Annotated in this window: 19 protein-coding genes and 3 pseudogenes; 9 read left to right on the top strand and 13 right to left on the bottom strand. The window is 71.8% G+C overall.

From position 1 onward, the window contains the following. Nucleotides 1-31 precede the first annotated feature (31 nt). Nucleotides 32-136: pseudogene (locus IG08_RS63065) on the bottom strand (LysR family transcriptional regulator); the annotation flags it as partial. A 409-nt stretch (nucleotides 137-545) separates the two neighbouring features. On the opposite strand from IG08_RS63065, the gene IG08_RS0124145 reads away from it, so the two are divergent. Beyond that, the gene (locus IG08_RS0124145) at nucleotides 546-1,067 is read left to right on the top strand and encodes a cupin domain-containing protein (protein WP_030606032.1); all 522 of its coding nucleotides are present in this window, start codon (nucleotides 546-548) and stop codon (nucleotides 1,065-1,067) included. Nucleotides 1,068-1,118: 51 nt separating this feature from the next. Here IG08_RS0124145 and IG08_RS0124140 read toward each other — a convergent pair whose 3' ends face one another. Further along, entirely contained in the window at nucleotides 1,119-2,591 is a 1,473-nt protein-coding gene (locus IG08_RS0124140) for an APC family permease (protein ID WP_030606031.1), read from the bottom strand. 60 nt (nucleotides 2,592-2,651) lie between these two features. Beyond that, nucleotides 2,652-3,386: a FadR/GntR family transcriptional regulator gene (locus IG08_RS0124135; RefSeq protein WP_030606028.1), complete on the bottom strand. Its 735-nt coding sequence runs from the start codon at nucleotides 3,384-3,386 to the stop codon at nucleotides 2,652-2,654. A gap of 334 nt (nucleotides 3,387-3,720) precedes the next feature. Between IG08_RS0124135 and IG08_RS0124130 the strand changes: the two genes are divergently transcribed. Then, nucleotides 3,721-5,160: an amino acid permease gene (locus IG08_RS0124130; protein ID WP_043455003.1), complete on the top strand. Its 1,440-nt coding sequence runs from the start codon at nucleotides 3,721-3,723 to the stop codon at nucleotides 5,158-5,160. Nucleotides 5,161-5,559: 399 nt separating this feature from the next. Here IG08_RS0124130 and IG08_RS0124125 read toward each other — a convergent pair whose 3' ends face one another. Genes IG08_RS0124125 through IG08_RS0124115 form a run of 3 tightly spaced genes read right to left on the bottom strand, consistent with a single transcriptional unit; the run spans nucleotide 5,560 to nucleotide 7,584 of the window. Further along, nucleotides 5,560-5,889: a TfoX/Sxy family protein gene (locus IG08_RS0124125; RefSeq protein WP_030606024.1), complete on the bottom strand. Its 330-nt coding sequence runs from the start codon at nucleotides 5,887-5,889 to the stop codon at nucleotides 5,560-5,562. Nucleotides 5,890-5,896: 7 nt separating this feature from the next. After that, nucleotides 5,897-6,241, bottom strand: coding sequence for an SRPBCC family protein (locus tag IG08_RS0124120; protein ID WP_030606022.1), 345 nt, complete (start codon nucleotides 6,239-6,241; stop codon nucleotides 5,897-5,899). A gap of 29 nt (nucleotides 6,242-6,270) precedes the next feature. After that, nucleotides 6,271-7,584 (bottom strand): hypothetical protein, encoded by a 1,314-nt coding sequence (locus tag IG08_RS0124115; protein WP_030606020.1) that lies wholly within the window; start codon nucleotides 7,582-7,584, stop codon nucleotides 6,271-6,273. Nucleotides 7,585-7,649: 65 nt separating this feature from the next. On the opposite strand from IG08_RS0124115, the gene IG08_RS0124110 reads away from it, so the two are divergent. Continuing rightward, complete coding sequence (locus IG08_RS0124110) at nucleotides 7,650-8,921, top strand: molybdopterin-dependent oxidoreductase (protein ID WP_078655712.1); 1,272 nt, start codon at nucleotides 7,650-7,652, stop codon at nucleotides 8,919-8,921. Nucleotides 8,922-9,234: 313 nt separating this feature from the next. On the opposite strand, the gene IG08_RS0124105 is transcribed toward IG08_RS0124110, so the two are convergent. From IG08_RS0124105 to IG08_RS0124095, 3 genes are read right to left on the bottom strand one after another with little or no spacing between them, the layout of a single operon-like run. Next, a complete protein-coding gene (locus IG08_RS0124105; protein WP_030606016.1) occupies nucleotides 9,235-9,975 on the bottom strand; it encodes a class I SAM-dependent methyltransferase in 741 nt (246 codons plus the stop codon). Next, the gene (locus IG08_RS0124100) at nucleotides 9,972-10,589 is read right to left on the bottom strand and encodes a TIGR04282 family arsenosugar biosynthesis glycosyltransferase (protein WP_030606014.1); all 618 of its coding nucleotides are present in this window, start codon (nucleotides 10,587-10,589) and stop codon (nucleotides 9,972-9,974) included. The genes IG08_RS0124105 and IG08_RS0124100 overlap by 4 nt, the downstream gene beginning before the upstream one ends. Next, the gene (locus IG08_RS0124095; protein WP_106981015.1) at nucleotides 10,586-11,254 is read right to left on the bottom strand and encodes a glycosyltransferase family 2 protein; all 669 of its coding nucleotides are present in this window, start codon (nucleotides 11,252-11,254) and stop codon (nucleotides 10,586-10,588) included. Before IG08_RS0124095 ends, IG08_RS0124100 begins: the two co-directional genes overlap by 4 nt. Nucleotides 11,255-11,378: 124 nt before the next feature. Here IG08_RS0124095 and IG08_RS0124090 point away from each other — a divergent pair, with 124 nt between their 5' ends. Together IG08_RS0124090 and IG08_RS0124085 are read left to right on the top strand one after the other, a co-directional pair. Beyond that, nucleotides 11,379-12,101: a response regulator transcription factor gene (locus IG08_RS0124090; protein WP_030606010.1), complete on the top strand. Its 723-nt coding sequence runs from the start codon at nucleotides 11,379-11,381 to the stop codon at nucleotides 12,099-12,101. Nucleotides 12,102-12,103: 2 nt separating this feature from the next. After that, nucleotides 12,104-13,216 (top strand): sensor histidine kinase, encoded by a 1,113-nt coding sequence (locus IG08_RS0124085; protein WP_043454999.1) that lies wholly within the window; start codon nucleotides 12,104-12,106, stop codon nucleotides 13,214-13,216. A 37-nt stretch (nucleotides 13,217-13,253) separates the two neighbouring features. On the opposite strand, the gene IG08_RS0124080 is transcribed toward IG08_RS0124085, so the two are convergent. After that, complete coding sequence (locus tag IG08_RS0124080; protein WP_030606006.1) at nucleotides 13,254-14,255, bottom strand: NAD-dependent epimerase/dehydratase family protein; 1,002 nt, start codon at nucleotides 14,253-14,255, stop codon at nucleotides 13,254-13,256. 76 nt (nucleotides 14,256-14,331) lie between these two features. Here IG08_RS0124080 and IG08_RS0124075 point away from each other — a divergent pair, with 76 nt between their 5' ends. Further along, nucleotides 14,332-14,640: a hypothetical protein gene (locus IG08_RS0124075; protein WP_052424851.1), complete on the top strand. Its 309-nt coding sequence runs from the start codon at nucleotides 14,332-14,334 to the stop codon at nucleotides 14,638-14,640. Between the two features lie 28 nt (nucleotides 14,641-14,668). Here the strand turns inward: IG08_RS0124075 and IG08_RS54410 are convergent. Further along, nucleotides 14,669-15,170, bottom strand: a pseudogene (locus IG08_RS54410) (CBS domain-containing protein). A 177-nt stretch (nucleotides 15,171-15,347) separates the two neighbouring features. Between IG08_RS54410 and IG08_RS0124065 the strand changes: the two are divergent. After that, entirely contained in the window at nucleotides 15,348-15,905 is a 558-nt protein-coding gene (locus tag IG08_RS0124065) for an Rv1733c family protein (RefSeq protein ID WP_234342960.1), read from the top strand. 93 nt (nucleotides 15,906-15,998) lie between these two features. On the opposite strand, the pseudogene IG08_RS61495 reads toward IG08_RS0124065, so the two are convergent. Both IG08_RS61495 and IG08_RS0124055 read right to left on the bottom strand, forming a co-directional pair. After that, a pseudogene (locus tag IG08_RS61495) lies at nucleotides 15,999-16,136 on the bottom strand (cation:proton antiporter regulatory subunit); the annotation flags it as partial. 214 nt (nucleotides 16,137-16,350) lie between these two features. Next, nucleotides 16,351-17,859: a SulP family inorganic anion transporter gene (locus tag IG08_RS0124055; protein WP_030606001.1), complete on the bottom strand. Its 1,509-nt coding sequence runs from the start codon at nucleotides 17,857-17,859 to the stop codon at nucleotides 16,351-16,353. A 420-nt stretch (nucleotides 17,860-18,279) separates the two neighbouring features. On the opposite strand from IG08_RS0124055, the gene IG08_RS0124050 reads away from it, so the two are divergent. Both IG08_RS0124050 and IG08_RS0124045 read left to right on the top strand, forming a co-directional pair. After that, nucleotides 18,280-18,684, top strand: coding sequence for a MerR family transcriptional regulator (locus IG08_RS0124050; RefSeq protein WP_030605999.1), 405 nt, complete (start codon nucleotides 18,280-18,282; stop codon nucleotides 18,682-18,684). Nucleotides 18,685-18,945: 261 nt separating this feature from the next. Next, nucleotides 18,946-20,088, top strand: coding sequence for a hypothetical protein (locus IG08_RS0124045; RefSeq protein ID WP_030605997.1), 1,143 nt, complete (start codon nucleotides 18,946-18,948; stop codon nucleotides 20,086-20,088). Nucleotides 20,089-20,104: the final 16 nt, after the last annotated feature.

The following is a 20,104-nucleotide window of genomic DNA, read 5'->3' as shown; positions in this document are numbered from 1 at the left end:
CGGGCTTCCGGGCCATCCATGACACATGACGCGTGTGTCGTGTCACCGCATTTACACGCAGGTCGTATTCCAGACCGGAGACCGCCGTGAACACCGCGGACGGGGTGGTGTGCAGCCGCTCGGCGGCCGCGGTCATGGAGCGGCCTCCGCGAGGACGACGCGACGCCCGGCGGACCGGCACAGCGACTGCGGGCCCCGGACGAGTTCACCCTCGCCGTTGACTCCGCATCCGTCGTCCATGGTGTGGAGAACCCCGGCATTCCAGCAACTCGGGTGGGCAGGTCGGAGTTTCGCTGAGACTCGACTTGGATGTGTCTTTCAGCGTAGTGCGGGTTCGTGCCGCGTCATGCGGTCGATCCTCGTCCCGTCCTAACCTTCCCTCATGCCCGCTGCTTCGGACAGCTGGCACCGGGAGGAGGACTCGGCAGGGGAACGCGAAGCGGAGATGCACGCGGGCGTTTCCTGCGCGCGGTCTGCCGGTGTCGCGCACAACCTCGTCAGCAGGCCAACAGGACGTGATTCCTCCGACCCCAAGGATGATCCCGATGACCTCGCAACCCTCGTCGCCGACTTCGCCCGACGGCTTCCACCCGGACCTGACCGGTGCTTCGAGCGGCCCGCTGCCCGAGGCGCGCACGCGGGTGCACCACGTCCGTGCCGACGACCTGGACGGCGGCACCGCGCAGACCGACGGCATGCGTCGCTTCGCCGCGATCAGCGGCGCCTGGGTCGGCTCGGAGCGGATGTGGATGGGGCAGACCACGGTGGCGCCCGCGACCACCTCGGCCGACCACCACCACGGCGATTCCGAGACGGGCATCTACGTCGTCAGCGGCCACCCCGAGTTCGTCTTCCTCGCCGATCCCACCGAGCGTGGGGCGGAGCCCGAGGAAGTGCGGTTGCGCACCGGGCCGGGCGACTACATCTTCGTGCCGCCTTTCGTGCCGCACCGCGAGGAGAACCCGGACCCGGACGAAGAGGCCGTCGTCGTGATCGCCCGCAGTACCCAGGAGGCCGTGGTCGTCAACCTGCCGAGCCTGTATGTGCTCCGGTCCGGGCAGGAGTAGCACCCCGTCCGCCGCCAAGTCCCGTTACATGCCAGGGTCGGTGCCCGCGGCTCACTCCGCGTCGGCGACGACCGAACCCACCCGCTCGGCCAGGCCGGGGTCACGGCGGACCAGGAGGGTCGCGTAGCCCACGGCCGCGACCAGGGTGGCCAGGGCCGCGTAGGGGAACCAGCTGTACGGGGCGGGCTGGCCGGGCTTGGCGAGGTAGTAGAGCGGAACCAGGATGGCGAGGGCGCCGATCGCGGGCAGCACGAGGTGCCGGACGGTGCGGAACTCCTGCGGGCGGTATCTGCGGTAGTACAGCGGCAGGGCGACGTTCGACGCGAGATAGACCAGCAGGATCAGGATGGCGCCCAGGCTCGAGGACTCCGTGAAGAAGACCACGGGGTTCATCGAACCGCCGTCGGACCCGAGCAGATGGCCCAGGCCCCAGCCTCCGATGATCAGCAGCGCGGTGGCGGTGAAGGTGATGATCGCGTTGTTCGGCGTACGACGGGTGGGGTGGACGTAGCCGAAGAAGGACGGCAGCAGTCCCTCGCGTCCGGCGTTGAACACCAGGCGGGCCTGGGAGTTGATGCCCGCGATCAGTACGCCCAGGGTGGAGGTCAGGCCGCCGATGTAGGCGAGGAGCGCCAGCGCGCCGAGCGTGTGGTGGGCGACGTCGATGAAGGGGATCCGGGAGGCGCCGAGCCGCTCCACGTCGTAGCCGAAGCCGGTCACCGTGGCGTAGGAGAAGAGGATGTAGCTGACCGTCATGATCGCGACGGAGGAGAAGACGGCGCGGCCGACGTTGCGCCGTGGGTTCTCCGTCTCCTCCGCGAGGGCCGCCGAGTTCTCCCAGCCGATGAACAGGTACACCGCCAGCGGGAAGCCGGCCGCCAGCCCCTTGAGTCCGTGGGTGAGGTGGTCAGGCAGGAATGGCGCGGCGGAGAGGTCGCCGCGGTGCTCGACGATCGTCGCGACCGACACCACGACGAGCACCAGCATCTCCACACCGAAGAAGTAGCCGGCCCACTTGGTGGAGACCACGATCCCGCGCAGCATCAGCACCACGGACAGTCCGGTCAGCAGCAGCGTCCAGATGATCCACGGCAGGTCCACGCCCGTGTAGTGGTACAGGGTGATCTGCACGAAGCCGCCCGAGATCGCGATCACCGAGGCCATCGCGATGATGTAGCCGAGTCCGGCCAGCAGGGCCGTGGTCACCGCGCTGACCGGCCCGAAGGTCTTGCCGACGAAGGTGATGAAGCTGCCTGCGGAGGGGTGTGCCCGGGAGAACTCGGCGAGCGTGTTGCCGAGCAGCGCGACCGCCACCCCCGCCGTCACGATGGTCAGCGGAGACGCGACCCCGGCGGTGGTGGCCAGGAAGGCGAAGCCGAAGAAGAAGCTCATCGCCGGGCCGACGTTGGCCATCGTGGCGGCGGCGATGTCCGCCATGCCGAGGACGCCGCCGCGCAGCCGCTGGGGCGCGCCGGCGACGGGGCCCGACGTCGACGACGGGCCGACAACTCCGGGGTCCGGCATGGCGACAGCTCCTTCTGCGGGGTGGCGACACAGGGAAGGGAGAGGGAGGGAGAGAAGGGATCAGTTCAGGCCGGCGCGCCGGTGCGCCTTCACCGCGTGTACCGCCGGGTCCATCGCGCCGCGGGTGAGTTCGTCGAGCAGGTCGGCGTGGCAACGGTTGCGAGCCCGTACGACCGCGGGGTCCGGAGCGGGCCCCAGCAGGCACTGCCGACCGAGCAGGTCGGCGGCGAACTCGCGGATCCCGGCGCCGCCGAGAGCCTCCGCGAGGTCGAGGTGGAAGCGGGTCTCCAGTTCCAGGAGCCGGGCCGGGTCCTCGACCAGGTCCAACTCCTCGACCAGTGCCCGCAGTCCGTCGAGCCGCCCGTCCGGGACCTCGCCCGTGCTGTGCGCCACGAGACCGCATTCGAGCAGCAGATGGAAGGAGTCCAGCGCGGCCGCCTCGTCGGCGTCGTGCAGCACGGCGACGACCGCGTCCCAGTCGGCGGCGACGAAGGTCCCGCCCGCCCGGCCCCGACGGCGGTCGAGCAGGCCGTCCTGGCACATGGCCTCCAGCGCGCGGCGCACGGTGATCTCACTGATCCCCAGTTCCTCGGCGAGGACGCCCGCGTCCGGCAGCCGGTCTCCCGGCGCCACGGACCTCAGACGCACCCGCAGGGCGATCCTGGACTTGACGAGCTCCGCTCCCGTGGGGCCCCGGCCGGCCAGGACGCGGGTGTCCCATGCCCCGCCGACCGGCACGGACCGCGCGGGCACCGGCTGGTTGTAGGGACCGAACTTGCCCGCTGCATTCACCACGACGCCACCCTAACGGCCTGTCGAGCGCGGGCAGGGCCCACGGCGACGGCATCCGCACGGAGGGTTCTCGCGACCATGCCGCGGTGTGGTGCATGGGGGCTCCCCAGGGGACCGGAACACGGGGACGACACGGGGACGACACGGGGACGACACACGGGGGCGACACGGAGACGACACGGTGGCAGCCACAGGGGCGGCAACGGGGGACGGAAGACGCCGTACGCGCTGCACGAAAAATAGAGCAAGGTGAACAGTTAAACAAGTCTTGTTCTTTTAGATCGTACTGAACTAATTTCCAGGGGCCCTGGTCCGCACTCCCTCCATGGATGTCGAGATGACCACAACCGTCCCCAAAAGCCCTCCCACGGAGCCCGATTCCGGCCTCCAGGCCGGACTCAAGAACCGCCACCTGTCGATGATCGCGATCGGCGGTGTCATCGGCGCCGGCCTGTTCGTCGGCTCCGGCTCCGGCATCGCCGCCGCCGGCCCCGGCATCCTGATCTCGTACGCTCTCGTCGGCGTCCTGGTCGTCCTCGTGATGCGCATGCTCGGCGAGATGGCCGCGGCCAACCCCACCTCCGGCTCGTTCTCCGCCTACGCCGACCGCGCGATGGGCCGGTGGGCCGGCTTCACCATCGGCTGGCTGTACTGGTTCTTCTGGGTCGTGGTGCTCGCCGTCGAGGCGACCGCCGGGGCCAAGATCCTGGCCGGCTGGATACCGGCGGTCCCGCAGTGGGGCTGGGCCCTGATCGTCATGGTCGTCCTCACCGCCACCAACCTGGTCTCGGTCAGCTCCTACGGCGAGTTCGAGTTCTGGTTCGCCGGCATCAAGGTCGTCGCGATCACCGGGTTCATCGTGGTCGGCGGCCTCGCCATCTTCGGCCTGCTGCCCGGCTCGGACCATCCGGCGAGCGGCTTCTCCAACCTCACCGCGCACGGCGGCTTCCTGCCGAACGGACCCGGAGCGATCCTCACCGGCGTCCTGATGGTCGTCTTCTCCTTCATGGGCAGCGAGATCGTCACGCTGGCGGCGGGCGAGACCGCGAACCCGCGGGCCGCCGTCACCAAGGCCACCAACAGCGTGATCTGGCGGATCGCGGTGTTCTACCTGGGCTCGATCCTGATCGTGGTCTCGCTGGTGGGCTGGGACGACCCGGCCATCCTCAAGGACGGCTCGTACGTCGCCGCCCTGAGCTCCGTCGGCATCCCGCACGCCGGCGAGATCATGAACGCCATCGTGCTGACCTCGGTACTGTCCTGCCTCAACTCCGGCCTGTACACGGCCTCCCGCATGGCCTTCTCCCTCGGCCGCCGCAGTGACGCCCCGGCCGCGTTCGGCCGGACGACGGACCGTGGCGTCCCGCGCTCGGCCATCCTCGCCTCGGTGGTCTTCGGCTTCGTCGCGGTCGCCTTCAACTACCTGTGGCCGGACACCGTCTTCCAGTTCCTGCTCAACTCCTCCGGTGCGATCGCCCTGTTCGTCTGGCTGGTGATCTGCTTCTCCCAGCTGCGGATGCGCAAGATCATCGAGCGGGAGTCGCCGGAGAAGCTGGTCGTCCGGATGTGGCTCTACCCGTACCTGACCTGGGCCACCATCGCCCTCATCACCTTCGTCCTGGGCTACATGCTCACCGACACGGCCGACGGCGGCGGCCGCGACCAGGTCGTCCTGTCCACCCTGGTGGCCCTGGCCGTGGTGGTCTTCGCCGTGGTCCGCCAGCGCAGGGCAGTCCGGAACGGGACGCACACGCCGGACCGCGTCACGGTGTCGTAGGGGGTCGCTTCCGTCCCTCCCGCGGTGGTGGCATGGGCCTCTCCGGCCATGCCACCACCGCGGCGTCGCTTCTTGCGACTCGCCGGCGTCGCCGTGCCGGGTCCGGAGTCCTTCGTAGGCTCCTAGCAGGCCGGGGGGGCTGCTGGTGGGGAGGGATCTGCTGTCCTGGTGGCGCGGCGGAGGGCGGTGCTGGCTGATCGGGCCGAGCTGCTGCGCAAGGAACTCGCCGGGATCGGCAGCGGGCAAGCCACCGCAGGCGGTGGCCGTGACGCTCATTTGACGCTCTGGGCACCTGAAGGTCCGTTCAGCGGGCCGAAAAAACGCTCCGGAACTGCAGGTTCTCTCACCCTCGCTGAAGAGTTGCCGGCTCGAAGGGTGCTGCCCCGGGAGACGCCCTTCTCACTTGGGCGGCAGGCTCGCGGCGAAGTCTCGTCCCTCGGCGACCCAGTCGCCGAGCGCTTCGTCCTGCGCGACCGCGGCGCCGTCGACCACGACCCAGCCGCGCATCGGGCGGCCGGTCATGTCGAAGATCCGGGTCCCCGGCCGGGCGAGCGCCGCGTCCGTGGCCTCCGGGCCGACCCGCACCATGAGGTCGTCGCCGGTGACGCCCACGGCCGTGTTGCCGTGCAGCAGGAACGCGGTCCCGCCGAACATCCGCTTCTCCGTGATCTCCGGATCCGCGCCCAGCCGTTCGCGGATCCGCTCCGCCAGCCGCTCGTCGTACGCCATCGTCATCTCACCCTTGTTCCACGAGCCGTGCTTCCAGGTCCCGCAGGTCCTTGACGAGGTCGGCCCGTACCTGGCGGGCGAGCAGCGGTCCCGCCACCGAGACCATGTCCAGCAGCCGGGGCGGCTCGTACCCGGCGACGCGCAGCACATAGTCGATGCGGCGGCCCAGGAAGTACGCCGTACGGGTGACTTCGGCGCCGACGCCGAAGCCCCCTCCGTCCGCCTCCCGGGTCAGTTCCGCCCTGCGGACGCCCTGGGTCCACTCGGCGTCGTGCCGCCGGTCCATGGCGTAGGCGGCCACCCGCTCAGGCGACAGCGGGACGACCCGCTCGGCCGTGACGTCGATCGGCATGACCCCAGCTTCCGCGCCCCGCCTCGGTGTCACCACCCGGTGCGCAGCAGATGGTTGAGGAGCAGCGCGAGTACCGCCTGGGCGGCGAGCCAGGCGCGGGGGTGGGTCAGGAAGGCGCAGGACGGGAGCAGCCACATCGCGAACGGGAGCCAGATGCGTTCCGTTTCGGCCTTGCTCATGCCGGACAGGTCGGCGGTCAGCAGGGCGAGAAGTGCGGCGGCCACGAGGACGGCGAGGCCGACGGCGTCGCCGTGTCTGCGGATGAGTGCTACGGCGGTCCGGCGCAGGCCCGCCGCCGTCGCCAACCCTGTGATCAGCACGGCGCACGCCAGATTGGCCCACACCCAGTAGCCGTACGGCCTTACGCCGCCCGCGCCCTGGCGGTAACGCGTGACCAGCAGCCGGTACGCCTCCCACCAGTCGAACCCGACGAGTGTGAACACGGTCGGCACCACGGCCAGCCCGGCGAGGAACGCCAGGAGGAGGGCCGGCCGTTCCCGGACGCGGCGCCGCCCCAGCCACAGCACCGCCGCGCCGATCAGGGCGAAGAGCGTGAGGCCGTAGGAGAGATAGCAGGTCAGTCCGAAGAGGAGTCCGGAGCCCGCGGCCCACCACACCGACCGCCCCGTGACGGCCAGTGCCAGCAGCGCCACCGCCCATGCCGCCACTGCCGCGAAGTACGCGTCGGCCGACGTCCCCATCCACACCGCGGCCGGGGCCAGGACCAGGAACGGCGCCGCCCGCCTCGCGAGCCCCTCCCCGGCCAGCGCTCGCGCCGTCACCAGCACGGCCACGCACGCCGTTGCGCCGACCGTGATGCACCAGATCCCGGCCCAGCCGCCGCCCCGCAGCCCGGCCCGGTCGAGCAGGACGAAGGTGAGCGTGGCGGCCGGCGGGTGGCCGGCGACATGGGCGGGCCAGTTGTCGGGGGAGTCGAGAAGGATGTGCTGGGTGAAGTCCCGCAGGGTGGCCGGGATGTCGTGGAAGCGGTCGATGACCTGGAGGTACTCGTGGCGGGTGGTGAGCCGGTTCGCGATGCCCCGCTGCCATCCGTCGATCAGGGCGAGGGAGAGCATCCAGGCCGTCGACGTGCCCCAGGCCGTCGCCAGCAGGGCCCGCCAGGACAGGCGGGCGGCCAGGACGGGGCCGTACGCCACCACGGCCGCCGCCACCAGCAGTGCGGCCGGGGTGCCGGGGCCGATGTGAGGGCCCCAGGCGGCCAGCAGCGGGGGCCAGTGCACCAGCAGCGTGTCCTGGAGGGGGCGGCCGACCAGCACGGCAACGACGACGAGCAGGACGGCGGCCACCACGGCGCACAGATCACGGAGCAGATCGCGGGTCACACCGGCACGCTAGGCCGGGTGGCCGCGCCCGACCCGTCACCCCGGCCGGACGTCAGCGTTTCGTCATGGGTCGTGGACCCGTCCACGGGGTGGTCCGGACCTACGGTCGAGCCATGACCTGGTCTCCCTTCTCGCCCGGCTTCTGGCGCAGCCCGCTGCGCGGCCCCCGGTTCACCTCGGCGCTCGGCCTCGTCCTGCTCGTCGGCATCACCGTGCTGTTCCTGACCGGCCTGGTCTCCTACGCCGCCTACAACCCGGACCTGTCGCCGGTGAACGACAAGACCCCGGACAAGGGGATCCTCGGCTTCTACCTCTTCGCCTGGCCGACCGACCCGCACTGGCTGTACCGCCTCAACCAGGGCGTCCACGTGACGTTGGGGATCACTCTGATCCCGGTGCTGCTGGCCAAGCTCTGGTCGGTCGTACCGAGGCTGTTCACACTGCCGCCGGCCCGCTCCCTCGCTCACGCCCTGGAGCGGATCTCGCTGCTGTTGCTGGTCGGCGGCGCGCTGTTCGAGTTCGTGACCGGTGTCCTCAACGTCCAGCTCGACTACGTCTTCCCGGGCTCCTTCTACCCGCTCCACTTCTACGGCGCCTGGGTGTTCTTCGCCGCGTTCGTCGCCCACGCCGCTCTGAAAACCCCGGCGGCCGTGCGGAACCTGCGCCGGCTGCGGCAGGAGGAGTCCTCCGACCTGGTCGCCCCGCGGCCGGATCCTCCGACCGTCTCCCGGCGCGGTGCCCTGTGGTTCGTCGGGGGCGGCTCACTGCTGCTGTTCGCCACGACGGCGGGGCAGAACTTCGACGGACCACTGCGGCGCACCGCCCTCCTCGCCCCGCACGGCGGCGCAGAGCCCGGCAGCGGCCCGAACGGCTTCCAGATCAACAAGACGGCCGGGTACGCCGGGATCGTCGCGGCGGAGACGGGCGAGGACGCCTGGCGTCTCGTCGTGACTGGACGTACCGGTACCCTCCGGCTCAGCCGCGCCCAGCTGGCCCGACTGCCCCTGCACAGTGCGGCGTTGCCCATCGCCTGCGTCGAGGGCTGGTCGACGTCCGACCAGTGGTGGCGCGGCGTGCGGCTGAGCGACCTGGCCGCGCTCGTGGGCCACGACGACCCGGCGGACGTCTTCGTCGAGTCCCTCCAACGGCGCGGCGCCTTCCGCCGCGCAGCCCTGCGCGGCAACCAGGTCGCCGACCCGCGCTCCCTGCTCGCCCTGTACGTCAACGGCGAGGATCTGTCCTTCGACCACGGTCACCCGGCACGCGTCATCGTGCCCGCCGCGCCCGGTGTGCTGAACACCAAGTGGGTGGCCCGTCTGACCTTCGGAGAGCTGTGATGCGACCGCGGATCCCTGTCGGCAGCCCCTTCCAACTCCTCCTGCTCGCCGCCTCGTTCGCGCTTGCCGCCTATGCGGGTGTGCGTCTCCTCGCCGACGACTGGTTCGGCGTGGCGCTGTGGTTCGTGGGGGCCGCGCTGCTGCACGACCTCGTCCTGCTGCCCCTGTACGCGGTGGCGGACCGGGCCGTCGTACGGGGGCTGGGTGCGGCCGGGCACCGCGAGTGGGTGCTGTACGTCCGCGTCCCGGCCGCCCTCTCCGGTCTGCTCCTGCTGGTGTGGTTCCCGCTGATCAGCGGGACGGTGGACCGGCGCTACCGGTCGGCGACGGGGCTGTCGCCGGACGGCTTCCTCGCCCGCTGGCTGCTGATCACCGCCGTGTTGTCCGGCGCCTCGGCACTGCTGCTGGCGCTGCGGCTGCGCAGGGCGAGGAAGCGGCGGCCGCCGGTCGCCCACTGATCGACGGCACGCCACCTCGTCCGGTCCGCGTACCGCAGCAGGGCCGGGGTGCCGAGCCGCGCCCAGGGGAAGGCGCCGCTCGGCGTGAGGGTGATGTCGACGACCTGCACCTCGGCACGCTCATCGACGTCCACCGGCGAGGTCTCGGCAATCAACAGGCCGCCGGGGGCGAGGACTTGTGCCGCGCGGTCCAGCAGGGCGCACGGATCGCCGCCGATGCCGACGTTGCCGTCCATGAGCAGGACCGTGCCCCAGCGGCCCTCGCCGGGCAGCGGCTCGAAGACCGAGCGCCGCAGTGCCGGGCCGCCGAGCCGCACGGTGCGGTCGACGGCGGTCGCGCTGACGTCGATGCCCAGGACGGTCCGGCTCCGGGCGGCGAGTTCCGCGACCAGCCGCCCCGGTCCGCAGCCGACGTCCAGTACGGCGCCCTCGCAGCGGTCCAGTACGTCCAGGTCGACCCGGTCGGCCCGGGCGCACCAGCGTTCCACCTCCAGCGGCAGCAGCCAGCCGTCGGCGCGGCGCAGGAACAGCGGGCCGCGGCCGGCGCGCAAGGCGGTGGTGTAGGGGTCGGCGGTGGCCCACGTGGCCGTGCTCATCGGTGCGTCGCCGCCGTGCACCGGGCGAGCTGCGCGGCGAATCGCCCGTGGGGGGCCAGTGCGGCGACGGCATGGGCGTCGGCAGCGATGTCGACGTCCCGCAGCCGGGGCAGGTCCCGCACCCGCAGCCCCGCGCCGACGAGCCGCTCCCGCTGCACGGCCCCGGTGACCGGCGTCGACATGGGAACGCCCCGCAGCAGGGCGGGGTCCGGATCGGCCAGCCCGAGGGCCCAGAAGCCGCCGTCCTCGGCGGGCCCGAAGTACGCGTCGCAGTCGGCGAAGTCCACGGTGAGCAGCTGAGGCGTCACCTGCGGGGTGTCCATGCCGATCAGCAGGGCCGGCCCGACGCACGCGGCGAAGGCGTCCGCGAGCCGTGCGTCGAGACCGCCCGCGCACTGTCGTACGACGTCGAAGCCGGGCGGGAGCCAGGGGCCGGGGGTGCCGTCCAGCACGAGGACGCGGCGGGTCGCGGGGGTGGCCGCCACGGCGAGCAGGCTGTCCGTGAGGGCGGCCTCCGCCAGCGCCGCGGCTTCCCGCGGGGTGAACGGTGGGGTGAGCCGCGTCTTGACCCGGCCCGGCAGCGGTTCCTTGGCAATGACGAGCAGCGTGGTCACCGTACGGTCCCCCCGTCGGCCAGTACGCGGCTCATGTCCCGCACCGCCTGCCAGGTACCGCGCCAGGTGCCCGTCACCTTGGAAGCGCCCGCCCGGGGCAGGTAGGGGACGTCGCGCTCGGTGATCCGCCAGCCCGCGTCGGCGGCGCGGACCACCATCTGCAGGGGGTAGCCGCTGCGCCGGTCGGTGAGGCCGAGGGCGAGCAAGGGCTCGCGGCGGGCGGCACGCAGGGGGCCGAGGTCGTGCAGGCGCAGGCCGGTGCGGCGGCGCAGCAGCCGGGCGAGCGCGAGGTTGCCGGCGCGGGCATGCGCGGGCCACGTACCGCGACCGCTCGGCCGCCTTCGCCCGAGTACGAGGTCGGCGGCGCCCTCTCGCACTTCCCGTACGAAGGGCACGAGCAGGGCCGGGTCGAGGGAGGCGTCGCAGTCGCAGAAGCAGACGACGTCGGCGGTGGCCGCGGTGAGCCCGGCGTGGCAGGCGGCGCCGAAACCCCGGCGGGGCTCGTGCACGACCGTCGCGCCGAGTGTGCGGGCGATGTCCGCGGAGCCGTCGATGGAGCCGTTGTCGACGACGAGGGCACGCCAGCCGGCCGGGATGCGGGCCAGGACCCAGGGGAGGGCCTCGGCCTCGTCGAGGCAGGGGAGCACGACATCCACTGTGTTCATGTCGGTGGTCACGACTGTCACCCTACGAACGCGAACGGGATATACCGGACTCCAGCTCCTTACGAAACAGGGACGTCGAGGGCCGTGGGGGCCACCGCGGGCAGCGCGGTGCGACGCTGGACGCATGCAGCAGCCGTACGAGTCCTCCGAGTCCTCGCAGGCCGGAGCCGCCCGGGTCCTGGTCGTCGACGACGACCCCACGGTCGCGGAGGTCGTCGCCGGATACCTGGACCGGGCCGGATACACCGTCGACCGGGCCGACGACGGCCCCACGGCCCTGACCAGGGCCGCCGTGCACTGGCCGGACCTGGTGGTGCTGGACCTGATGCTGCCCGGCATGGACGGCCTGGAGGTGTGCCGCCGGATGCGCGACCACGGACCGGTCCCGGTCATCATGCTCACCGCGCGCGGCGACGAGGACGACCGCATCCTCGGCCTGGAGGTCGGGGCCGACGACTACGTCACCAAGCCCTTCAGCCCGCGCGAACTCGTCCTGCGGGTGGAGTCGGTGCTGCGCCGCACCGGGCCCGCCACCGGCACCCGCCTGCTGAGCGCGGCCGGTCTGGCCGTGGATCCCGTTGCCCGCCGTGCCACCAAGAACGGCACGGAACTCGCCCTCACCCTCCGCGAGTTCGACCTGCTCGCCTTCTTCCTGCGGAACCCGGGACGGGTGTACGGCCGCGAGGACCTGATGCACCAGGTGTGGGGCTGGGACTTCGGCGACCTGTCCACCGTCACCGTCCACGTGCGCCGGCTGCGCGGCAAGGTCGAGGACGATCCGGCCCGGCCGCGCCTGATCCAGACGGTGTGGGGCGTGGGCTACCGCTTCGGTCCGGGAGGGGAGTGAAGGTGCGCGACACCCTGCTCATCGCCCTGTTCGCCTTCCTCGGCGCGGTCGCGGCCGGACTCCTCGGGGCCGCCGCACTGTGGCTGCTGCGCCGCCGCTCGCTCACCGTGTCCCTGACCGTGGTGGCCGCGGTCGCTGTCACCGCGATGCTCGCCGGCACGCTGGCCGTGGCGCAGGCGATGTTCCTGTCCGGACACGACCTGAGTGTCGTGACGACGGTCGTCGCGATGGCCGCCGTGGTCTCCCTGGCCATCGCACTGCTGCTGGGCCGCTGGGTCGTCGCCCGCAGCCGCGAACTCGCCGTCGCCGCCCGCTCGTTCGGCGACGGAGGCGCTTTCACGGCCCCCGACGGCCCGGCCACCGCCGAACTGCAGGCGCTCAGCGACGAGTTGGCGGCCACCAGCGCGAAGCTCGCCGAATCCCGCGACCGCGAACGCGCGTTGGAGACCTCCCGTCGCGAACTCGTCGCCTGGATCTCCCACGACCTGCGCACCCCGCTCGCCGGTCTGCGCGCCATGTCCGAGGCGCTGGAGGACGGCGTCGCCACCGACCCCGACCGCTACCTCAGGCAGATCCGCACCGAGGTCGAGCGCCTCAACGACATGGTCGGAGACCTCTTCGAGCTCTCCCGCATCCACGCGGGAACCCTGCCCCTGAGCTGCACCCGGATCTCGCTGTACGACCTGATCGGCGACGCGCTCGCGGGCGTCGACCCGCTCGCCCGCGAGTACGGTGTGCGGCTGGTCGGCGACCGGGTGGCGGCGGTCCCGGTCGAGGTCGACGGCAAGGAGATGAGCCGGGTCCTCGGAAACCTGCTGGTCAACGCGATCCGCCGGACCCCCGCCGACGGCACGGTCGCGGTCGCCGCCGAGCGCTCGCCGGAGGGCGTGGTGGTGTCGGTGACGGACGGCTGCGGCGGCATTCCCGAAGAGGACCTGCCGCGCGTCTTCGACACCGGCTGGCGCGGCACCCACGCCCGGACACCACCGGCAGGCGCGGGGCTGGGCCTCGCCATCGTGCGGGGGATCGTGGAGGCCCACCACGGGCGGGCCACCGTACGCAACATCCCCGGCGGTTGCCGCTTCGAGGTGGTGCTGCCCGCCGCCGCTTCCTGAAGGCGGGCAACACCACCGGTCCGGTCCCCCCGGGGCCCTATGCGCCCTGGATTCCGGCCCGCGCGAATTCCGCCATGCCCTCCTCGAAACCGACCTGCGGCTTCCAGCCCAGCTCGGCCCGCAGCCGTGCGGAGTCCGCGGTGATGTGCCGGACGTCGCCCAGCCGGTACTCGCCGGTGACGAGGGGCTCGGGCCCGCCGTGCGCGGCGGCCAGCGCGCGGGCCATCTCGCCGACGGTGTGCGGTTCACCGCTGCCGGTGTTGTAGGCCGTCAGCGCACCACCACGTGTCCCGGCCTCCAGCGCGGTCACGTTGGCGGCGGCCACGTCCCGTACGTGGACGAAGTCCCGCCGCTGCCGCCCGTCCTCGAAGACCCGCGGGGCCTCGCCCCGGGCCAGCGCGGAGCGGAAGAAGGAGGCGACGCCGGCGTACGGGGTGTCGCGGGGCATCCGGGGTCCGTACACGTTGTGGTAGCGCAGCGACACGGCCTGCCCGTCCGTCACCCTGGCCCAGGCGGCCGCCAGGTGCTCCTGCGCGAGCTTGGTCGTGGCGTACACGTTGCGGGGATCGGCGGGAGCGTCCTCGCCGACCAGCCCGGGGGAGAGCTCCGTCCCGCACACCGGGCAGGCCGGTTCGAACCGGCCCGCGTCCAGATCCGCGACGTCCCGGGGCCCCGGCCGCACCACCCCGTGCCGCGGACACTCGTACCGGCCCTCCCCGTACACGACCATCGACCCGGCCAGGACGAGCCGCCGTACGCCCGCTTCGGCCATGGCGGCCAGCAGAACGGCGGTGCCGAGGTCGTTGCGGGAGACGTACTCCGCCGCGTCGGCGACCCCGTCGCCGAGCCCGACCATCGCCGCCTGGTGACAGACGGCGTCGACGCCGGCCAGCGCTCGGGCGACGGCCACGGGGTCGCGCACGTCGGCGGCCGGGTTCTCCCGTACGTCGTACACGACGGGTTCGTGCCCGTGAGCCTGCAACGCGTCGACGACATGGGACCCGATGAACCCGGCACCGCCGGTGACCAGTACACGCATACCGCCACGCTAGGTCCGCGACCGTGCCGGACCCCGTGACCCGCCCGGCACGTCATCACTCCGTAAGACGTCGAGGGTGAGCGCGGCCGACGGCGGGCTCGACGCTCGCGGGCTGCTGACCCAACGCGGGGTGCGGACCGACCGTCTGGTTGCCGTGCGGATGGCCGAGGGGGCCGCGCAGCGGCTGGTGCTGAGCGACACGTCCGGCGGCCGGGTGGAGCTGGACCCGCGGGTCCTGGCCGCCGATCCCCTGCTGTGGCACCGTCTCGAACAGGGGGCCCGGCGGTCCTGCGGTACGGCATGCCGGTACTGGAGAGCCTGGGCCGACGGATCGACAGCGAGTCGTGCCGCGCGCGGGATCCTTCGGGCTTCCGGCCCGGGGTAGCCCCTGCACGCGCGGCGCCGGCAGCCGGTCAGGCCGGATTCGACGGCCCCGTGGCACCGAGCAGCTCATGCAGCTGGTGCGAGGTGGTGATCACGCCGAGCAGGTGTGTGCGCCCTTTCTCCCGCCCTCCCGGCCCGGACTTGTCCTTCTGCGCCGGCGCCACCAGCGGGCTGCGGACCCGGGCCATCAGCGCGGCCACCTCCAGCGCGGTGTCGTCGGGGTCGGCGATCGGCGGGGGCTCGGCCTTGCCGGGCAGGCAGTCCCCCACGCTGCGGCCCGCCGGCGCCTCGCACAGCCGGTCGGCGTGCTTCTCGTCGACGACCGCGGCAAGCGTCGGGTCCTCGACGAGGTACGCGGGCACCAGCACCTTGACCATCTGGGAAGCGGGCAGGATCGCCTTCGGCTTACCCCGTTTCGTCCGGCACGAGCCAGCCCGGCGACCGGTGCTCGGCCATCAGCCGGGCCGCGTCCAGCGCATCGCTGTCGACGCTCACCGTCTCGTATCCGACCGCCAGGTCACGGGCGCGCACGGCGGGCTCCTCGGCTGCGGGAAACGTACCTGTGGCCGGCGTCGTACCCGCGAGGGCCGAGGCCCAGAACGTCGACGCGAACCATACGCGGCGCGTTCCGCCGGGAGCACACTGGAAGGTGTGCTCCCGGTGCTCACTAGGGGGTGTCGGCCGATGGCGGCGTCACAGTGTCGGAGGGTGCGCCTGTGGCGGTGGCGGAGCAATCCGCTGCGGCGGCGCAGCGACCTCGTCGAGGCGTGGATCGTCCTCGCCGGGTGGGTGTTCGCTCTGGTCGGCGGCCTGCTCGTGGGCCTGGCGACGGCGGACGCGGTCGAGGCGGCGGCCGAGCGGCAGCGGGCGCAGGTGCATGAGGTCTCGGCTGTGCGCGTCGAGGACGACAAGGACCGCGTGCCCGCGCGTGCGACGACCGATTACCGGATGTGGGCCACGGTGCGCTGGACTGAGCCGGACGGTTCGACGTACACGGACGAAGCCAGGGTGCCGTCCGGGACCCGGGCCGGGAGCACGGTCACCGTGTGGGCGGACGCGAACGGCCACATCACGGCGGAGCCCCTGACCGACGGGGAGACCCGGCTGCACGCGGTCGCAGGTGGCGTGCTGGCGGCGGTGGGTGCGGGTGGGGCGGTGCTGGGCGCCGGCTGGGTCGTACGGCTGAGGCTGGAACAGCGGCGTCTGGCGCAGTGGGCTGCGGAGTGGGAGCGGATCGACACCCGGCGGGGGTGGAGGACGGGCTGAGTCAGCGGGTGGACTCGAGGCCGTCGGCCCAACTGCTCCCGCCCCGCGCCTCGTCGAGGCGCCGGGCCTGCATGGCCTGGCGGCAGAACCACTCGCCGAGTTCGGAGCCGCACGAGAGCACGCGTCCGGGCCGTCCTTGCGGTAGGCGCTGATCGTCCGCTGGCCGTCGCGATGGGCGACCACGGACAGGCGGCGGTTCTCCCGCGTCGTCAGGTCGTGGCGGACCCCGATTCCCGGCGTCCGTCGAGATCACCGGCCTGAACCGCCTGGCGGCCGCATTCGCCGACTTGCTGCGTCGGGCGTAGAGCGACGGCGAACTCTCTGCGGTTCCGGCGGTAGCACATGGAGCTTGCGCTCCACGGGGTCCGGCGGGATCCGGTGCGGGAAGGGGAGAGGGCCGCGGGGAGTGGTGTCTCCGCGGCCCTAGGTCGTGCGTGTACGCCGGTCAGTGGCCGCCGGCGAGTTCGCCGCTGAGCGTCTCGTGGATCCGGGCGCTGGGCTGGTTCAGGCCGATGATCTCGACGGTCCTGCCGCGCTGGGCGTACTTGGTCTCGATGGCGTCCAGAGCGGCGACCGAGGAGGCGTCCCAGATATGGGCGGCGGACAGGTCGATGACGACCTTGTCGGGGTCGGTGGCGTAGCTGAACTGGCCGACGAGGTCGTTGGAGGAGGCGAAGAACAGCTCGCCCGTGACCCGGTAGACGACCGTGGTGCCGTCGGGGTCGGTGACGGCGGTGACCTCGGCGAGGTGGGCGACGCGCTTGGCGAAGATGACCATCGCGGTGATCGAGCCGACGACGACTCCGATGGCGAGGTTGTGGGTGGCGACCACACACGCGACGGTGATCACCATGACGGTGATCTCCCCGGCCGGCATCCGCTTCAGCGTCTTCGGGGCGATGGAATGCCAGTCGAAGGTCGCGAACGACACCATGACCATCACCGCGACCAGGGCGGCCATGGGGATGTCGGAGACGACCGGCCCGAAGACGATGCACAGCACCATCAGGAGCGCGCCCGCCAGGAACGTCGACAGGCGGGTGCGGGCCCCGGAGACCCGTACGTTGATCATCGTCTGGCCGATCATGGCGCAGCCGCCCATGCCGCCGAAGAAGCCGGTGACGATGTTGGCGACGCCCTGGCCGACGGATTCGCGGGTCTTGGAGGAGTGGGTGTCGGTGATCTCGTCGACCAGCTTGGCCGTCATCAGCGACTCCATCAGACCGACCAGGGCCATGGCGAGCGCGTACGGGGCGATGGTGGTGAGGGTGTCCAGGGTGAACGGTACGTCCGGCAGGCCCGGCACGGGCAGCGCGGACGGCAGGTCACCCTTGTCGCCCACGGTCGGGACCGCGATGCCGGCCGCGAGGGTGATGACGGTGAGGATGACGATGGACACCAGCGGCGCCGGGATCACCTTGGTGACCCTCGGGAAGAACACCATCAGTGCCAGACCTGCGGCGATCATCGGATACACCGGCCAGGGCACGTCCGTCATCTCCGGTACCTGCGCCATGAAGATGAGGATGGCGAGGGAGTTGACGAAGCCGACCATCACGCTGCGCGGCACGAACCGCATCAGCTTGGCCACCCCGAGCGCGCCGAGGACGATCTGGAACACGCCGGCCAGGATCACGGCCGCGACCAGGTAGCCGAAGCCGTGCTCGCGATTCAGCGGGGCGATGACCAGGGCGACGGCACCGGTGGCCGCGGAGATCATGGCCGGGCGGCCGCCGACGATCGCGATGGTGACGGCCATCGTGAACGAGGCGAACAGGCCGATGGCCGGGTCGACGCCGGCGATGATCGAGAACGAGATCGCCTCAGGGATCAGGGCGAGGGCGACCACGAGGCCGGCCAGCACCTCGGTGCGCAGCACCTTCGGGTCGGACAGCCAGGACGGGCGTCGGGAGCCGCGCAGCCAGGCGGCCGGGGACAGTGCGGAGGAGGACAAGGCGAGAGGAACCTGTCGTGCTCGGGCCCACCCGGCATCACGGCGGGCGCGCAGGAAGGAACAGAGGGCCGGGGCGGCCATCCATGAGGTCCGCGACCGGCGCGGACCGAAGTCAGGGGGCGGCAGCCGGGCGACCCGCGAGGGAATCGGACGCTGCTCGGGGGCGAAGGGTCACGGCGGACAGGCAGCGGCGCCGGGCATCACGGACATGCGCACGCTCTCTCCTGCGGACCACGGTCTTCGCCGGGGGCTTCGTCGGCCCCGACACGGCTGTCGGTCACGGGACGGCATCCCGCACCATGGGAACGGGCGCGACAGGGCAGCCTGTCCAACACCGACGTAACTCTACCCTAACGTTAGAGTAGAGATCGGCACGCCGGCCGCCCGCGGCCGCAGCGAGAGATGAGGAAGGCACCCCGCGTGAGCAGCGAGCACATGCAGATCGGCGAGGTCGCCGCACGGACCGAGCTGTCGCTGCGCACCATCCGGCACTACGAGGACACCGGCCTCGTCATCCCCTCCGCCCGCTCGCAGGGCGGTTTCCGCCTCTACACCGAGTCCGACGTCGCCCGCCTGATGGTCATCCGCCGTATGAAGCCGCTCGGCTTCACCCTCGACGAGATGCGCGCCCTGCTCGACACCACCGACCGGCTCGACTCCGGTGAGGAACTGCCGCCCGACGAACGCGAGGAACTGCTGGAGCGGATCCGCGGCTTCGAACAGGCCGTCCAGCAGCGGGTCGAGGATCTGCGTACCCAGCTGGCCCGGGCCGAGGAGTTCGCGGCCACGCTGGCGGAGCGCCTGATCAGGACTCCCACCCCCTGACCCGGCAGCACGCGCCCGACGCGCTGGTCACAGACCTCCGCCCGGCCCGGCGTTCCGGCCCGGAGGTCGCGATCGCCACCGCCCCCACACCGCAACCGGCGGCAGGCCACCCGTCACCAGGTCGACCAACGTCCCTGAGCAGTGCACCCGGCAGCAGCCGACCTCGCGCTCCGGGCCCTTGAAGGTCCACAGGTCAAACCCTCTTTACGGACACGTCCGTTCTGTGGCGCGGGGTGGGTCCTTCCTGTCAGGCTCGGACGCGTGACGTACGTAGTGACTGTGGACACCTGCATCCCGGAGGGCACTCCGGAGATGGACCCGCTTCAGCGCGCCGGGGCCGTGGCGCTCATCGAGGACGGATTCGACTCCGTCCGGGCCGTCGAGGGACCCGACGGTGTGGAAGTCGGTCTTCTGGACACCATCGTGGCCGTCCACCCGGGCGGAGCGCTTCTGAAGGTCATCGTGGACGCTCCGGCACTGGAGTTCGCCGAGGACTCGGTACGGGCGCTCGTGGACGAACTGCTGGAGCGATCCGAGCTGCTGGCCGACTGGACGATCGAGCGGTGCGAGGTCGAGCTGCACCAGGATCTGGCCAAGAGGAGCCTCGACGCGGCCGAAGGCCCGGATGTCCCGCCCGATGATCCTGCTGCCCGGAAGGCCAGGCACGCCGAGAGCCCAGCGCCGGAAGACACCGAAGAGGGTTACGGCGCCGAGGCGAAAGCCGCGGCTGTGCGCCGTCAGATGCTGGGGTTGGCGGCTGAACTGCGCTCTTTCCCCCTGGCCAAGTTCGGCGTGCTCGGCGACGGGGACGACGAGAGGGGAGACGGCGACGACGAGTTCGCCGTCTCGCCGGAAAGCGCCAGACTCGCCGCCGGCGCCTTGGTCTACGCGACCGACATCCTGGTGGACGAGCTCTTCGAAGACGTGCAGGTTCTGACCCAGGAGGACGCCAGCGTCGCGGAATGCGAGGGTCCCCTGTGGCACTTGGAGCGCCTTCCCGACCGGTACGCACTCCGGTACGACGCCCACTTCGCCCGCCGCTTCCTGGTGACGGTGATCGCCATGACCACCCGCTTCACCGACGGGAGCTTCCAGCAGCTCAGCTGCGTCGCCGAAGAACTCGCCCTGAGGTTCCTCCTGAGCCAGGCGACCATGACCCTGGAGCTGTACGAGCTTCTCGACGACGAGGTGTCGGCCGCCCTCGACGCGTTCGCCGACAGCGTCTATGAGGACATGGACCACGAGTGGCTCTACGACGACTCGACGGACGGGATCGACGAAGCCTCCGCGGGTGCCGCGCTCGGGGTCGCACCCATCGCCTTCAGTTCGTGGTTCACCCCGTTCAACGAGGGCAGATACGTCCACCCGTCCGCGGCGGACGAACCCGAAGCGGCAGCGCAGTGAAGCGTTCCGCAGTAGA

It is taken from the genome of Streptomyces fulvoviolaceus, from assembly GCF_000718165.1.
In the GTDB taxonomy this organism is placed as follows: domain Bacteria; phylum Actinomycetota; class Actinomycetes; order Streptomycetales; family Streptomycetaceae; genus Streptomyces; species Streptomyces fulvoviolaceus.
The sequence above is the reverse complement of the archived record's forward strand: the minus strand, read 5'-3'. Positions and strand labels throughout refer to the sequence as shown.

Coding starts and splice junctions, on each gene's coding strand:
- IG08_RS0124145 (WP_030606032.1), top strand. CDS start 546: ATGACCTCGCAACCCTCGTCGCCGACTTCGCCCGACGGCTTCCACCCG.
- IG08_RS0124140 (WP_030606031.1), bottom strand. CDS start 2,591: ATGCCGGACCCCGGAGTTGTCGGCCCGTCGTCGACGTCGGGCCCCGTC.
- IG08_RS0124130 (WP_043455003.1), top strand. CDS start 3,721: ATGACCACAACCGTCCCCAAAAGCCCTCCCACGGAGCCCGATTCCGGC.
- IG08_RS0124125 (WP_030606024.1), bottom strand. CDS start 5,889: ATGGCGTACGACGAGCGGCTGGCGGAGCGGATCCGCGAACGGCTGGGC.
- IG08_RS0124120 (WP_030606022.1), bottom strand. CDS start 6,241: ATGCCGATCGACGTCACGGCCGAGCGGGTCGTCCCGCTGTCGCCTGAG.
- IG08_RS0124110 (WP_078655712.1), top strand. CDS start 7,650: ATGGGTCGTGGACCCGTCCACGGGGTGGTCCGGACCTACGGTCGAGCC.
- IG08_RS0124105 (WP_030606016.1), bottom strand. CDS start 9,975: ATGAGCACGGCCACGTGGGCCACCGCCGACCCCTACACCACCGCCTTG.
- IG08_RS0124095 (WP_106981015.1), bottom strand. CDS start 11,254: ATGAACACAGTGGATGTCGTGCTCCCCTGCCTCGACGAGGCCGAGGCC.
- IG08_RS0124090 (WP_030606010.1), top strand. CDS start 11,379: ATGCAGCAGCCGTACGAGTCCTCCGAGTCCTCGCAGGCCGGAGCCGCC.
- IG08_RS0124080 (WP_030606006.1), bottom strand. CDS start 14,255: ATGCGTGTACTGGTCACCGGCGGTGCCGGGTTCATCGGGTCCCATGTC.